The sequence below is a fragment of the Roseivirga sp. genome (assembly GCF_034669765.1).
Taxonomy (GTDB): domain Bacteria; phylum Bacteroidota; class Bacteroidia; order Cytophagales; family Cyclobacteriaceae; genus Roseivirga.
Window position 1 is genome coordinate 270,354 of the sequence record NZ_JAXMOQ010000004.1, and the last position, 14,990, is coordinate 285,343.

A 14,990-nucleotide genomic window follows, 5' to 3' on the forward strand; every position below is an offset into this window, starting at 1 on the left:
AACTACCTCCTTTTTTGAGCCAAATATTTGCAGCGGAATGAATTTTTAAGCGATAAGATCAGAAATCATTTCCCAGTCACATAATCACTTTAAAAATCAAGAAAAATGAAAAACATATTAATCATTCTTTTATTCTTTAGCACATTTGGTGCTTTTGCTCAAAAACAATCACAGGAAGAAGGAGAAGAAAAAACTGAAGTAACCCATAAGTGGAGGGTAAGTACACCTTATTTTATTCTTACAGATCCTATCGGAGGAGGGTGGAATGATCGGACAAGTACACAAATGATAGAGCTTCACGTAAAGCGTAATCTGGATAATAAGAACATCATAGGATTGAAGCTTGCCACCTGGAGATTGTTTCAACCTATGGGCATCCAATATTGGGATGGCCTTTTGGATAAGTTAGATACAGAAAGTGAATTCTATCCAGGACATGTGCGAGAAAGAGGAATAGGATTTACATACCAACGTATGTTATGGAAAGGACTATTCGCAGCTGTTGAAGTGTTACCACAATTTCAAACCTACATGGATCTAGAGGGTAACAAAATCGGAAATGATTTTAAGCTCTATAATTCATATCATGTCGGTTATCATATCGCATTTGGCAAGAAAAAACGCTTTTTTATTGAGCCTCAAATACATGTTAACCACTGGATGTTTGATAACAATGCTCCCGAAGCATTTAAGGTAATAGATGATAAGTGGAAAAACTACTTTCTTTTTGAGCCGAACATTTACATCGGGATGAGTTTTTAAGCCATAAGCTTAGAAAGGATATAAGTCCCCAGTTTATTAATCACATTTAATTATAAAAAGATGAAAAACATATTAATTATCATATTTACATTTTGTGCACTTCTCTCCTATGGTCAAAATGAGACCAACCCACTTGAAAGAAAAGGATTTGTCATTGGTTTTGGAGTTGGCGGTGGTGCCATCAGTATATCTGACAGCGATCAAGCTGTACCTTTTGATGAAAGTCAAGCTGGTGGGAGTTTTCCTAATTTGAAAGTGGGTTGGATGGTCAATGATCGCCTAGCTATTCTAGGAGCATATGCTGGAATGGGATACGAATACGAAGGCAAAGACCGAAGTTTTGATGCATTAATGCCATCTGTCCAATACTGGGTAAAAGACAAATGGTGGATAAATGCTGGTGCGGGTCTAGCGATGGATTTTCCGGCCTTCTATGAAGACAACATTGAAGATGAAGATTGGAATTTTGGTGGAGCAGTAGCCTTTAGTACAGGCTACGAATTAATACAAAAGAAACGCTTTGTACTAGACCTTCAAACGCAACTTCAGATGGGTTGGGCAAATTTGAGCGACAACAAAGATCGGGAAGTTGTAATGCTCTCCTTTGGAGTCGGATTTAATTGGTATTAAAAATGGAAAACTCAATGTAATTGGATCCTCAGAGCAAAGTGTAAAAAAAGTCTTTGAGATAGAGGTTAGCCCCTTACCTATTGCTGGTGTTATCACCAACAAGAGAATATCTCTAAGACATACTTTGTTAGTCATAAGACCAACAAGACTGAGAGGTTATGAAGGTGATACAGGAGACATATTCTGGGTAGATGCTCAATTACTCGAAGCTCTTAGCCCCAAAGATTAAACTCAATTCCTAAAAACATAGGGTAACACTTACTTGAAATCATACTACGCTTTATATACTAACCTCCGTAGCAGAATAGAAAAATAAATGAAATCACTTTTCAAATCAGAAGAAGGTAAACGGGACATACTTCGTCTATACGATAAGAAGCTTAAAGAACTAGACGTTGAGTATGACTACTTAAGGGTAAATACTTCTTTTGGAGAAACAAATATCATTGCAACTGGGGATACATCCAAACCACCAATTATACTGGTTCATGGTTCAAATGGCTGTGCACCAATAGCTTTAGAAACCTATCCAAACCTGTACAAAACTCATCGTGTATATGCGGTTGATGTTTTGGCTCAACCAAATAAAAGTGCCGAAACTCGATTAAGCATGAAAGACAATTCCTATGGGAAATGGATGAATGAACTCATTGATGACTTGAAAATTGATAGCGTATCAATGGCAGGCTTTTCTTTTGGTGGCTTGGTGATACTCAAAACTCTAGAATACGATGAAAGTAGGATATCGAAGGTCTATTTGTCTGCACCAGCATACATAGTGAATGGCAATCCTTTAAAAGCTCTGTTCAAAATCTTCATCCCGATGAAACGGTACATAAAGACTAAAAAAACAAAATACGTTGAGAAGTTTTTAGCTGAAGTATTCACTGATAGGGATGAATTTGCTATAAAATATCTATCAAAAGTGTTTTTGGAGTTTGACATGGACTTCACGCCAGTACCAGTAATTGATTCAAAGAAGGCGGCCAATATCAAAACGCCAATTACAATTTTTGCTGCCCAGCATGATGTTATTTTTCCTGGTAAAAAAATGCTCAAAAGAGCAAAAAGGATTTTCCCATCCTTAAGAGAGAGCAAATTACTTATTGATTCGAAACACGTTCAAAGTAAAGAGCAAAATCTAATGGTTGAAAAAGCAATTATTAAATAAAAACGTGCTAAAAAAAACCTAAAGGCAATACCCTCCTTGTTCCGCTGACCGCTAGTCGCTTTAGCTTTAGGGATGGGACAAGCTTCGCAAAGGCGAGTCGGGATTCTTTGCATAGCCAAACCGTTGAAGAACATAGATAGTAATTAAACACATATTAAATAATATGAAAAACACAGTTTTACTTATTTGTATTCTAATTTGTGGGATATCATCAAGTACTTACGCACAAGAAACAGAAGAAATAAACTCAAATTGGGGATTAGGATTTCACATAAAGCAAAATCAACAGGACTTCGGGTTAGGTGTAAACATGACAAGTCCATATTTTGCTCAAAAGAAAGTCGCCTTGCGAGTAAGAGCAAACTTATTGTTCAATGAACATATAAATAACACCAATATTACTACTTGGACTCCATATTCCAGCATGTCACTAGGGATTATTGGTGTGGCAGGTAAAATCGGTGAATTCATTCGGTTGTATAGTGAAGGAGGGCTCACATTGTTGCTTCCATCTAGTGAGTTTTCATCAGAAAGTACTGTTCTCGGAGGTTACGGATTATTTGGGTTTGAATTCTTTATGCATCAATCAGCAAATTACTTCATTGAAATAGGAGGCGTTGGAACAGGTGCATCAGCGGATAAAATCGTTGGAAACCCAATTTATTCTAATGGTTTAATGATAAATGTAGGGTATAGGTATGTTTTCAAATAGGTAAACAAATTAAATACGCTCTACAACAGTGTATCGTCCTGAAATAGGTTGACTATAATCTTATGGAAAAGTCAACTAAAAACAGGATTCTCAAGAAGCCAAGTCATGCTGTAAGCCCCGAAGCCTCGGGAGGTCTCGTACTTGGCGGTTCATTGAATCACACAAGCGCATAGCCAGACCGTTGCACCCCACTGTCGTAGGTTCTCCGATTTATCTGCCTTTGGCAGAACCTGTGACTACTATTCATCAAGAACTCTGTCCCTGGGATCACAAAGCTTATCTCCAACATTTATGTTTAAGACCCTTCGTACCCTGCGGAAGGAAAACAAACGGTTGCTGCCAAAATGGTTAAAACCATTGCACAAAGTCATTCTCACAACAAAGCTCACGGTTTAAACCGTGAGCTTTGTTATTCTATACATTACTGAAACCGATTAACGGTTTACATAAGACCTATTAATAATTCCCGAAGAACACCGCATTAAATAATAGTCTGTTGGTGCCGTACCACATGCCACGGAAATTCGGATTATCTACAAACATTACCACATTGCCCCTACCCATTCCGGTAGCAATCAATGAGGCTGTTCCGCCAATATCTTTCAAATTAGCTTTGTTTACATAACCACTTAATAGCGGGTTTTCAGTGTATTTCACCACCGTATTGGTCGGGCTTGAACTCGGCTGAATTAAAGTAGTATGGTTTCTATATACTGGTAATTCACGGCTTGTATATCCAAAGCCAATTGGATGGCTAATGTCAATATCCGTCATGTACATTGAACCACCCACAGAACGGGCACCAAAGAAATCACGTGAAGTCACATAATCCATACGGTCTGGCGTTTCTTGTTCGCTTCGCGCAGCATATTTTTCATTCACCCATTTTGCTCCTATGGCCCAACTGGTGGCTCCTTTAATGGTAATCAGTGTTCCGCCTTCTCTTACCCAAAGCTTGATTCTGTCCAGCGTACTTTCGCCTAAAGAATTATAAGAACCTGAAACTAGGATCAGGGTGTTGTAGTCGCTCCAGCTAATTCTTCCAGCGTTGTCCATATCTACTTTCGTGATTGGCATTCCCACTTTAGAATCGAATAAATGCCAAACCTCTCCAGCTTCAGCACTGTTGGTATTTCCACCAATCAACATAATCGCTTTTGGTTTTCTTACCGTGGTAAAGCTTCCACTTCCTAAATCTACTCCAGAAGTACTAAAACCAGTTTTCACGCTTTGGGCACGAATACCAGCAATCTCGGTGGCTTCTTCCACATAGGCATGTACCAAATCGGCATCCATTTCCTGACGGGAAACTGGAATCATTAAGGTGCCATAGCCATATTCCTTTACGCCTTCATTCGTTTCGATAGAAAATGGTTTGCTGCCATAATTCACATAAACGCCCTTTTCCAAAAGGTAATTCAAAGCCTTTGGCGCATAGTATTCATTCCACTCAATCAGATAAGCATAATTGGTTTTAGGAACTCTGGCATAGGTGCCTTTCAGGTCGGTTCTATCCAATTCTTTTCCAGACAAATCTTGTTTTCCTTTCCATTCGGCATAAGGCATATTGTAGGTTAAAGCAGCCGTCCATGAAGAAGCATCGTAAAAAATACTGTCATAGAATGTGGTTACCTGCTCAAACATGGTGCGCACCATTCTGTATTGCTTTTGCGCATTGGTCACATAGAATGCCTTGCCCGCTTTATAGCTTTTTCCGTTCAATTCAATATCCTCATCCAATGCCACGGTTTTGATTTTGTGTCTCAACAACAAATCAATAAAGGCTTGATTTCTTCCGTCATCTACAGGATCACCAAAAACCCATCCTTTAACAGGGTTTTTCGCTCCTTCTTCCAAAGCCGAATCGAAATAGTTCTCCATGTGCTTGAGCAACACTTCACGCTCGCCCACCGCAGCGCGGACTGTCGCCAAACTAGAGGTCACGTGATTTTTTATGGTAAAAGCAAAACCCACTTTTCCTGTTGGAGAATCTTGCACATGCCCTCTTGAACTGGCTTGTTCAAACACCAAGCCCAATGCCCCGTGAATATCTGGGTAAGTCGAACCATAACCTGGGTAACTGTTATCGTACTGCTCTTTAGTGAAATACAAAGAACCAATCTCGTCTAGGGCTTCATGAAAATAGCCTGCGAAAAGGTTGTTCAAGCCATCATAATTATCTCTCGGCACCACTGGGTTTTCAGAACCAAATGGTTTTGTTGGCTCAAAGAAGTAGGTAGAGTTCGTTCCCATTTCATGGAAATCGGTTACCACATTCGGATACCATTTGTGATAGAAGTCGATTCTCGCTTGACTTTCTACATGCGCCAATGGCAACCAGTCACGGTTCAAGTCATACCAATAGTGATTCGTTCTTCCACGCGGCCAAGCCTCATTGTGTTCCACATCAATGGGGTCAGACACCATTGGGTCGCCTAAATAAGAGTTGGCCCAAGTGGTATGGCGATCGCGTCCATCAGGGTTAAAAGCTGGGTCTACCATTAATACCGCATCTTTTATGGCGGCCCTTACCTCGGCAGATTGCCCTGCTACATAGTAATAAGCCGTTAGCAAGGCGGCTTCTGAGCTGGAAGGCTCATTTCCATGTACGTTATAGCCCAAAAGCACCACAGACTTCATGTTTGAATAATCGTCAATACTCTGATTTGGGTCAGTCAATTTTAAATGCTCCTTTCGAATACTTTCTAAGTTCCTATGATTTTCAGGAGAGGTGATGGTCAATACCACCAACTGTCGGTGCTCATAAGTTTCCCCAATCGTATCGAGTGTGGCGCGGTCAGAAAGTCGTGCTAACTCGCGCATGTAGCCAACAATCGCATCGTGACGCGTATGCAATGAGCCAATCGGGTAACCCAAATATTTCTCAGGTGTTGGGATTTTCGGATCGAAACGAGCCCCTTCTGCAAAAAAGTAATCGTTTTGAGCATTAAGGTTGAATAGGGCGAATAAAAGAACAAGGGTTGTAAATAGACTTCTATATCTCATGGTTGAATGTTTTTTCTTCTCTTCAAATGTGAGTAAGTTGAATTTATTACTATTCAAACTTTCTCATTTAGGTTTGCTCCTTTTTGCGAACTTTACTTCCCGTTCCCGAAAAACAAAATAGCCCTTAATATCAAAGCATGAAAATCTCAGGTCATATTTTAGATGTAAGAAACAAAAGGTTGTTCAAAGGCATCCTCCACATCAAAGATAACAGAATAGAAAGAATTGAGCCATCGGATACTGTGGACGGTCAATTCATTATGCCTGGGTTCATTGATTCGCATGTTCATGTGGAAAGCTCAATGTTGGTTCCTTCAGAATTTGCCCGACTTGCGGTGGTGCATGGAACGGTAGCTACCGTGTCTGACCCGCATGAAATCGGCAATGTTTTGGGTGTGAAGGGTGTGGAATACATGATTGAAAACGGGAAGCAGGTGAACTTCAAGTTCAATTTTGGGGCGCCTTCCTGTGTACCTGCCACTACATTTGAAACGGCCGGTGCCGAAATCACCCCTGATGAGGTTCGGTACCTACTCGAAAAAGACGAAATCAAATATTTAGCTGAAATGATGAACTGGCCGGGAGTGCTTTTTAACGACCCTATGGTTTATGAAAAAATAAACATCGCCAAATCACTGGGCAAGCCTATAGACGGTCATGCCCCGGGTTTAAGAGGAGAAAAGGCAGAAGCCTATGTAAAAGCAGGTATGTCGACCGATCATGAGTGTTTCACCAAAGAAGAAGCCCTTGACAAACTAAAGCACGGAATGAAGATTGCCATCAGAGAAGGCAGCGCAGCAAAGAATTTCGAAGCCCTTATTGAATTGTTGCATGACCACCCTGAACTGATCATGTTTTGTTCCGATGACAAGCACCCCGACAACTTGGTGGAAGGCCACATTAACTTGCTGGTAAAAAGAGCGCTTGAAAAGGGACATGAGTTATTCAATGTACTTCAAGCGGCTTGCACTACCCCTATTGATCATTACAATTTAGAAGTTGGAAGCCTTCAGGTTGGTGATCCTGCGGACTTTATCATCATCGACAATCCTAGCAGTTTCAATGTTTTAGCCACTTATATCAATGGTGAAAAGGTAGCCGAAAATGGAAAGACATTAATTCCAAGAGTCAATAACGACATCGTTAATAATTTCAACTGTGCCCCGATTGTTGAATCTCTAATTCAAATCAAAAATGAAGAAGGTAAAATCAATGTAATTGAAGTCCTAGACGGCCAATTGGTCACCAACTGTATTGAAGCAGAGGCGGCCACCGACCAAAACGGAAATATAGTATCGAATGTAGCCAATGATGTGTTAAAGATGGTGGTGGTAAACCGTTATCAAGCAGCAAAACCAGCAATAGCTTTTATTAGAAACTTTGGTTTAAAAGAAGGCGCAATCGCGTCCAGTGTAGGACACGATTCACACAATATTATTGCCGTGGGTGTTACCGATGCTGATATTGTAAAGGCAGTAAACCTGATTATTGAAGCAAAGGGCGGAGTAAGTGCCGTTTCTCAACATGAAGAAGCCTTAGTGCCATTGCCCGTAGCGGGCATTATGAGTACAGAAGATGGATATGCTGTGGCAGAAGCCTATTCAAACATCGATAGAATTTCTAAAGAGATGGGAAGTAAACTAAATTCACCGTTTATGAGTTTGTCCTTTATGGCACTATTAGTGATACCATCATTAAAGCTTAGTGACTTAGGGTTGTTCGATGGAGATAGCTTTAAGTTCAAACCATTATTTATTAAGCATTCGTAACAATTTAATAACGAGTCTAGGTTATCGCCATTTTTAATTGCGTTAATTTTACCTCATTAAAAGTACAATTATGAAAAAGTTATTATTCTGTCTTCTTCTGGGGCTTTTAGCTTTCCCTGCTTTAGCACAAAATCCGGAAATAACGTACCCTTCCGACCCTAAAATGGCTGGGAAAGCAAAAGAAAAATTTGCCATGTCGCTGGATGACATGTCCATGGATAGATATAGAGAAGCTGCCAACTCACTGGCTTGGCTGTTGAAAAACGCGCCTAACCTTTATGAAGGGTTATACATCAACAGTTACAAGGCCTACGAAGCAATAGCCGAAAAAGAAACCGATCCTTCCAAAAAGGAAGTCTATTTAGACTCTATGTTTACGGTATATAAGTTGAAAGACGAAAGGTTTCCGCTTAGCGATACAGAAATAAACAATGTGGCTTATCGGTACTACAAATACCATAAGGATGATGTAGACAAATATGATGAAGCGTTAAAAGCCTTTGCTAGGGCATATGAAAAGCCAGATGAGGTGATCAATAACAATTTGGTGGCTTACATGGATATTATTAGAAGAAGCCATATTAAGAATAAGAACATTAGTGATGAACAGGTTTTAGATATTCATTCTAAAATAACTGAAATCATTGAAAAGCGAATTTCTGAAGGAAAGGATGTGTCAAAGTTCGAGCAATACAAAACAATAATAGATCAGGCCCTCACTTCCATTATTGATGTGAATTGCGAATTCATTGCACAGAAACTATATCCTCAATTAAAAGAAAACCCAAGCAACGTAAAACTGGCCAAAAGAATATTTCAGTTATCACTTACCGCTAAATGTTCTGATTCAGACTTCTTTATGGAAGCAGTTGAGGTGGTACATAATGCTGAGCCAACCTCTGGTTTGGCCGGTATTATAGGTAGGAGAAAACTTTCAAGCAAAGAGTATCCTGAGGCGATAAAATACCTGCAAGAAGCTATTAGCCTAGAACAAGACAAAGCTAAAAAAGCAGAAACCACACTTTCATTGGCCAAAGCATACGCTTTATCTGGTGAAAAAGTGAAGGCAAGAAACGAAGCAGTAAAAGCGGGTGAACTTGACCAAAGTGTGGTTGAAGAAGCCTATAATCTTATTGCCTCGATGTACATGAATAGCTTTGATGAATGTAAACAAAATGTAAGTCAAGTGGCCGATAGGGCTATTTTCTTTGCCGCTTACGATGCCTATAAAAAGGCTGGTAACAGCAAGGGAATGGAAAGTGCTAGAGCACAATTCCCTACAAAAACTGAAATCTTCGAGTTAAACTTAGAAGAAGGCGCATCAATTAAAGTAGGTTGCTGGATTAACGTAACTTCAACAATTAGAACTAGACCAATAGAATAATGGCGATAAGAAATGAAGCGGAACAGTTAATTAAAGACCTCCGCAATAAAATTGACGAACTTATAGAGAAAGCCAAGGATGCTTCTGGAGATGTACGTGAAGAAATGGAAGAAACCATTGAAAAGCTGAAAATTCAGCGCGACAAACTAGAAGAAAAAATGGATGATTTTCGAATCAAAAACGAGCCAAAAATTGAAGAAGCTAAACATCACCTGAAAAATGCTTTAGACGAAATAAGCAAAGCCTTTGAGAAAATGTTTAGGAAAGGCCCTGGTGCCGAAGAAATGAAAGACTGAGTTAATTACAACGCTATAAACTTAAGAGCCAGCCCTACCCTAGTGCTGGCTCTTTTATTGTCATGTTTTCTCACGAAATAGCAACACGCCCTAAAATATACCTTGTGTTTTTCTATATTGCATTTAGCTGAGATATTCATTGGTCATAATATATCATTTTTCAATCATACAAAGTCCTCCTTACACCAATGTACAACCCAAACAACAAGCACATTAAAGACCGCAGCGAATTATTTGTTGAACAAGCCCCCTCGGCAATTGCAATGTTCGATCGTGAAATACGCTACTTGGCAGCCTCTCAAGAATGGCTAAAAGATTATAACCTCGAAGGACAGGACATTATAGGTAAAAGTCATTATGATGTATTCAAAAACATTGGTCAAGAATGGAAGGATATTCATCAAGAGTCCTTAAGGGGGGCTATCAAAAAGAAACAAGAAGATTCCTTCACAACCAATGATGGATCGACACAATGGATAACCTGGGATGTTAGACCTTGGTATACTGAAAAAAATGAAATCGGTGGTATTCTCATGTACACAGCGGACATTACCTCGATTAAAAAGAAAGAGCACCTACTTTCTAGGTATCAAGAGTTACTTGAAAAAACCAATGAAGTTGCCAGCATCGGCACTTGGGAAGTTGACCTCAAAAATGGAACAGTAACATGGAGTAAAGTAACCCGAGACATCCACGAGGCAGAAGAGGGCTTTACGCCAAGTATTGAAAGCGGAATCAATTTCTATAAGGAAGGAGAAAGCAGAGATTTGGTCTCTAAACAATTTCAAGCATGCATAGATAAAAAGGAAACCTTTGATTTAGAACTCGAGATTGTTACCGCAAAAGGCAATCATAAATGGATACGTACGATTGGAATTCCTGAAATTGAAAACAACGAAGTAATAAGCGTATATGGGGTTTTTCAAGACATTGACGAAAAAACCAAGGCCAACAAACTATTAGCCCTTCAGGAAGAGCAGTTCCGTCAAACCTTCGAATTTGCAGCCAACGGAATGGCACTGGTAGACCTTGACGGAAAATGGTTGCAAGTAAATCAGAGCCTTTGTCAAATTATTGGTTACCCAAAAAGAGAACTTTCCAAACTCACCTTTGCCGACATTACTCACCCTGATGATTTAGAGAAAGATTTTCGTTTACTTAATCAACTTACAAAAGGTGAAATCGATAGCTATCAAATGGAGAAAAGATATTTCCATAAAAAAGGCCACATTATTTGGGTACTACTTTCTGCCTCTATGGTGAAAAACAGCTTGGGCTTGCCAAGTCATTATGTTGCCCAAATCAACAATATCACAGAAAGAAAGGAAGCACAAATTCAATTACAAGAAAGCATAAGCAAGCTTCAGGGCATTCAAGATGCCAGTACACAAGTGTGTATTATTGAAACAGATTTAAATGGAATAATTAAGTCGTTCAACCGTGGAGCAGAAAACCTCTTAGGCTATTCCGCAAAAGAAATGATTAATCGCCAATCGCCAGAAGTCATTCATCTGGCCAGTGAAGTCAAAAATAGAGGGAAAGAACTTTCCAAAACTTATGGTATCGACATCCAAGGTCTACAAACACTAATCTATCAAGCCTCAATAGGACATTACGAAACAAGAGAGTGGACCTACGTGCGAAAAGACGGTTCTACCTTTCCTGTGCAATTAACGGTAACGGCCATAAAGAATAGTAATAATGAAATTAAAGGCTACTTGGGTATGGCTACTGATGTTTCAAGTTTAAAAAGAGTGGAAGAAGAAGTGAAATCTCTACTTGATGTTACTAAAGAACAAAATGAACGCCTGCTCAATTTCGCCCATATTGTATCCCACAATCTCAGGTCTCATTCCGGAAACCTTTCAATGCTTACAGAATTAATGAAAATGGAAGTACCTGAGGCTACTCAAAATCCATTTTTCCCATTACTTACTGAAGCTTCTGACAATTTAAAAGAAACTATTCAGCACCTCAATGAGGTGGTAGCCATGAGCACCAAGACCAACGACAATTTGCACTCCTTAAACCTCTTAGAATATATTAAAAAAGCACAAATTAATCTCCATGCGTCAGTACTAGAAAGCGAAACTCAAATAGAAAATAATGTTTCTCCTTCAATTTTTGTACAGGCAATTCCTGCCTATTTAGAAAGTATTTTTCTTAACTTGATTTCCAATGCGATCAAATACCGATCATCAGATCGACCTAACCGAATTACGATTGACGCAGAAACCAAAAAGAAATTTGTCGTTATTAAATTCACCGACAACGGTAGGGGGATGAACATGAAATTACATGGCCGAAAACTGTTTGGTATGTATAAAACATTTCATGGAAATGAAGACGCAAGAGGTATCGGTTTGTTCATTACAAAAAATCAAATTGAAGCCATGAATGGCAAAATAGAAGTAGAAAGCGAACTCGATAAAGGAACAACATTTAAAGTGTATTTGAAATTATGAAGAAAATTGACATAGCCTGTATTATAGATGATGACCCTATTTTTGTTTTTGGAGCAAAAAGAATGATGGAATTGGCCGACTTCTGTAATGGTTTTATGGTATTTCAAGATGGCAGAAAAGCACTAGATGGCCTTTCTGCTATAGTGGCTTCAGGAAACAATTTACCAGAGCTCATTTTACTAGACCTTAATATGCCAGTAATGGACGGTTGGCAGTTTTTGGATGAGTTTACCAAAATAAAAATCGACAAAAAAATAACCCTTTACATCGTCAGTTCTTCTATTGATAGCGAAGATTTTAATAAAGCCGAGACTTATGAAGTGGTCAGTAATTACATTGTAAAACCGATTACAATGGACGCCCTAAAAGATATACTTGAGGATTTTTAACTCAAGTATATCTTTTCATTTACCTCCTACTTATCATTATTCCTCTCTAAGCGTGTCGGCAGGGTTTGCCTTTGACACTTGCAAGGACTGTAAAAGAGTCACCATCCAGCTCAAAGCCAGAAAGCTTAAGAATGCGCCAATGAAAATAAGTGGAGTGATCTCAATGCGGTACTTGAATTCATCTAACCAACCCTGCATGGCATAATAGGCGATGGGCGAAGCGATGAGAAAAGCCAAAACCACAAGCAGTGTATATTCCTTGTTCAGCAATAGCAATAGGTTTTGAATTGAGGCCCCAAGCACTTTTCTGATGCTTACTTCCTTCTTTCTTTGCTCTAAACTATAGGTGGTCAGCGCAACTAAACCTAACAGTGAAATACTCAAGGCAATAGTTGAGAAAATTTGGAAGAGTTTAAATTGGCCCTGCTCCTTTTTATAAAACTCCGCGATCTTATCATCCAAAAAAGTGTATTCGAAAGGCCTGCCGAAAAACTGTTCATAGGGAGCAGCAAGCTTACTCAGAACAGAGCGAAGATCTGCCGCTTCTACTTTGACTAAGATATTATCGTTGCCCCAATCATTTAAATAATAGATACTAATTGGCTCTATTTCATCTTTAAGCGATTTCATGTGAAAATCGTCCACAATGGCTATTATCTCTTTACCGATTTGGTCATCATAACTGTAAATTCTCGCCTCTGCTGGGTTTTCCAAGATATTCATGCTTTCCGCCATCGACTTATTAATAATGACATGATCTTCATCAAATCGGTCTATCGCATCATCCCCAGCTTGCCAAAGCACCTTGATCTCCATAAGATCTAGAAAGCCAGCATCGGCAATTATGGCCTCACCGCCTAACCCGTCAGCTCCTTTACCATTTTCATTGGGTGCATCCATAGCGGTGATATAGGCATAGCCACCAGGACGAAAACCACTAACACTCGCACTTTGAACTCCTGATACTTTTAAAAACTCCTGTTTTAAAGGGACATGTGACTGGATGGAATCGCCATCTAAAGGGACAGATATGATTGCGCTCGCATTAAACCCAAGGTCCTTTTGTTTAAGATAATTCATCTGCCCAACCATAATGAGTAATACCGTCAGCAATAATGCAGTAACTGTAAACTGAAACAGCACCAGAATTTTTCTAAAACCAGCGTTTTGTTTACCTCCATTTGAACCCGATTTTAATAAATGGAGTGGGCTCACTTTCAGGATTTGTATGGCCGGATAAAGGCCAGAGATTAAGCCAATTGTCACACCCGCTACTGCAATCCACAAAAAGAAGACAGAGCCAAAGTATTTAAGCGCAATATCTTTTCCTAGCAGGTTATTAAATACAGGCAAAAGCCTTTCGGTAAGGGCAAAAGCTAGGATAAAAGAGAGCATTACAACAACTACTGACTCAGCAAATTGATAGGCCATCAATTGATACCTACCCGCGCCAATGACCTTTCTAAGTCCAACCTCTTTTACTTTCTTAGTGGCTTGCGCAGTAACCAAGTTGATATAGTTTATAATGGCCAAAAGCAATACTACCAACGCAATACCACCAAACAACTGAATATACCTGATGTCGTTTTGCTCAAAAAATGTCTCTAAATAATCTGCGTACAACCTTTGGTCAGCCATTGGAGACAGTCCGTATTTAACCTCCATGGACATCAACGTATAGGGAGGTTTTACTTTGGCCTCATTTATTTGTGCTATGGCCTGATCTATTGAAACATCCGAACGGAGGTTAAGATAAGTAACCACGCTTCTCAAGCTGGAAGTTTGCTCCCAATGATTTTTAAAGCGCCCTTCTACAAAAGTGACTAGCTCGAAACCAAATGAACTATTGAGCGGTGGGTCCTTAGCTACTCCGGTAATAGTATAAAGCTCCTTACCTTTTTCTAAAATCAGCTCCTTACCTATTGGATTGGCTTCCCCAAAAAGCTTTAAACTGAGGCTCTCCGAAATTACCGCACTCCCTGAGGTAGCTAGAACGGTAGAAGGAAAACCATCTTTAAGTTGGAAAGAAAAGAATTCAAAGAAGTTAGGGTCGGCAGAGAGCACACCTTTAGTATTCAGTTCTTTGCCTTCTCCAGCGACAAGCATAAGCTCATTGCTTAAACTCACCCGAGAATAACTATTGAGCCCAACCACATCATCTTTAAAAAATTCAACATAGTCGCTAGTGATAGTACCTCTCGTTTCTCTTTCTAGATATTTAGAGGTTACTCGGTAGATGTTTTCATAGTCCTTATGAAACTTATCAAAACTGAGTTCATGCCTGATGTACAGCGATATCATCAAAAAGGCAGTGAGGCCTACGGTTAAACCCAGCACATTCACCAAGGTGAACAGCTTTTCTTTCTTAAGCCTTCTGAATACTAAAATGAGGTTGTTCTTGAGCAT

11 protein-coding genes are annotated in these 14,990 nt (G+C 39.5%); 9 read left to right on the top strand and 2 right to left on the bottom strand.

All coding sequences use genetic code 11. The annotated features are described in order from the left end of the window. Positions 1–105 precede the first annotated feature (105 nt). From VOI17_RS09935 to VOI17_RS09950, 4 genes are all read left to right on the top strand, one after another. Positions 106–762 carry a hypothetical protein gene (locus VOI17_RS09935; RefSeq protein WP_323757099.1) on the top strand — a complete coding sequence of 219 codons (657 nt, stop codon included), beginning with the start codon at positions 106–108 and terminating at the stop codon, positions 760–762. A 60-nt stretch (positions 763–822) separates the two neighbouring features. Further along, positions 823–1,392, top strand: a complete 570-nt coding sequence (locus VOI17_RS09940) for a hypothetical protein (protein ID WP_323757100.1) — start codon at positions 823–825, stop codon at positions 1,390–1,392. A 316-nt stretch (positions 1,393–1,708) separates the two neighbouring features. Next, positions 1,709–2,563 carry an alpha/beta hydrolase gene (locus tag VOI17_RS09945; RefSeq protein WP_323757101.1) on the top strand — a complete coding sequence of 285 codons (855 nt, stop codon included), beginning with the start codon at positions 1,709–1,711 and terminating at the stop codon, positions 2,561–2,563. 163 nt (positions 2,564–2,726) lie between these two features. Then, positions 2,727–3,275, top strand: coding sequence for a hypothetical protein (locus VOI17_RS09950; RefSeq protein ID WP_323757102.1), 549 nt, complete (start codon positions 2,727–2,729; stop codon positions 3,273–3,275). 456 nt (positions 3,276–3,731) lie between these two features. On the opposite strand, the gene VOI17_RS09955 is transcribed toward VOI17_RS09950, so the two are convergent. Then, the gene (locus VOI17_RS09955) at positions 3,732–6,281 is read right to left on the bottom strand and encodes a M14 family zinc carboxypeptidase (RefSeq protein ID WP_323757103.1); all 2,550 of its coding nucleotides are present in this window, start codon (positions 6,279–6,281) and stop codon (positions 3,732–3,734) included. Between the two features lie 137 nt (positions 6,282–6,418). On the opposite strand from VOI17_RS09955, the gene ade reads away from it, so the two are divergent. The 5 genes from ade to VOI17_RS09980 all read left to right on the top strand — a co-directional run bounded on the left by ade (position 6,419) and on the right by VOI17_RS09980 (position 12,584). After that, entirely contained in the window at positions 6,419–8,050 is a 1,632-nt protein-coding gene (gene ade, locus VOI17_RS09960) for an adenine deaminase (protein ID WP_323757104.1), read from the top strand. 70 nt (positions 8,051–8,120) lie between these two features. Next, positions 8,121–9,434 carry a hypothetical protein gene (locus VOI17_RS09965; RefSeq protein ID WP_323757105.1) on the top strand — a complete coding sequence of 438 codons (1,314 nt, stop codon included), beginning with the start codon at positions 8,121–8,123 and terminating at the stop codon, positions 9,432–9,434. Next, the gene (locus VOI17_RS09970; RefSeq protein WP_323757106.1) at positions 9,434–9,730 is read left to right on the top strand and encodes a hypothetical protein; all 297 of its coding nucleotides are present in this window, start codon (positions 9,434–9,436) and stop codon (positions 9,728–9,730) included. Before VOI17_RS09965 ends, VOI17_RS09970 begins: the two co-directional genes overlap by 1 nt. Before the next feature lie 188 nt (positions 9,731–9,918). Further along, positions 9,919–12,195, top strand: coding sequence for a PAS domain S-box protein (locus VOI17_RS09975; RefSeq protein WP_323757107.1), 2,277 nt, complete (start codon positions 9,919–9,921; stop codon positions 12,193–12,195). Further along, positions 12,192–12,584, top strand: coding sequence for a response regulator (locus VOI17_RS09980; RefSeq protein WP_323757108.1), 393 nt, complete (start codon positions 12,192–12,194; stop codon positions 12,582–12,584). Before VOI17_RS09975 ends, VOI17_RS09980 begins: the two co-directional genes overlap by 4 nt. A 36-nt stretch (positions 12,585–12,620) precedes the next feature. Here VOI17_RS09980 and VOI17_RS09985 read toward each other — a convergent pair whose 3' ends face one another. Then, positions 12,621–14,990, bottom strand: a complete 2,370-nt coding sequence (locus VOI17_RS09985; RefSeq protein WP_323757109.1) for an ABC transporter permease — start codon at positions 14,988–14,990, stop codon at positions 12,621–12,623.

Excerpts from the sequence above, each read along its gene's own strand:
- VOI17_RS09985 (WP_323757109.1), bottom strand. The coding sequence starts at position 14,990 with ATGCTCAAGAACAACCTCATTTTAGTATTCAGAAGGCTTAAGAAAGAA.
- VOI17_RS09950 (WP_323757102.1), top strand. The coding sequence starts at position 2,727 with ATGAAAAACACAGTTTTACTTATTTGTATTCTAATTTGTGGGATATCA.
- ade (WP_323757104.1), top strand. The coding sequence starts at position 6,419 with ATGAAAATCTCAGGTCATATTTTAGATGTAAGAAACAAAAGGTTGTTC.
- VOI17_RS09975 (WP_323757107.1), top strand. The coding sequence starts at position 9,919 with ATGTACAACCCAAACAACAAGCACATTAAAGACCGCAGCGAATTATTT.
- VOI17_RS09945 (WP_323757101.1), top strand. The coding sequence starts at position 1,709 with ATGAAATCACTTTTCAAATCAGAAGAAGGTAAACGGGACATACTTCGT.
- VOI17_RS09970 (WP_323757106.1), top strand. The coding sequence starts at position 9,434 with ATGGCGATAAGAAATGAAGCGGAACAGTTAATTAAAGACCTCCGCAAT.
- VOI17_RS09935 (WP_323757099.1), top strand. The coding sequence starts at position 106 with ATGAAAAACATATTAATCATTCTTTTATTCTTTAGCACATTTGGTGCT.
- VOI17_RS09965 (WP_323757105.1), top strand. The coding sequence starts at position 8,121 with ATGAAAAAGTTATTATTCTGTCTTCTTCTGGGGCTTTTAGCTTTCCCT.
- VOI17_RS09955 (WP_323757103.1), bottom strand. The coding sequence starts at position 6,281 with ATGAGATATAGAAGTCTATTTACAACCCTTGTTCTTTTATTCGCCCTA.
- VOI17_RS09940 (WP_323757100.1), top strand. The coding sequence starts at position 823 with ATGAAAAACATATTAATTATCATATTTACATTTTGTGCACTTCTCTCC.
- VOI17_RS09980 (WP_323757108.1), top strand. The coding sequence starts at position 12,192 with ATGAAGAAAATTGACATAGCCTGTATTATAGATGATGACCCTATTTTT.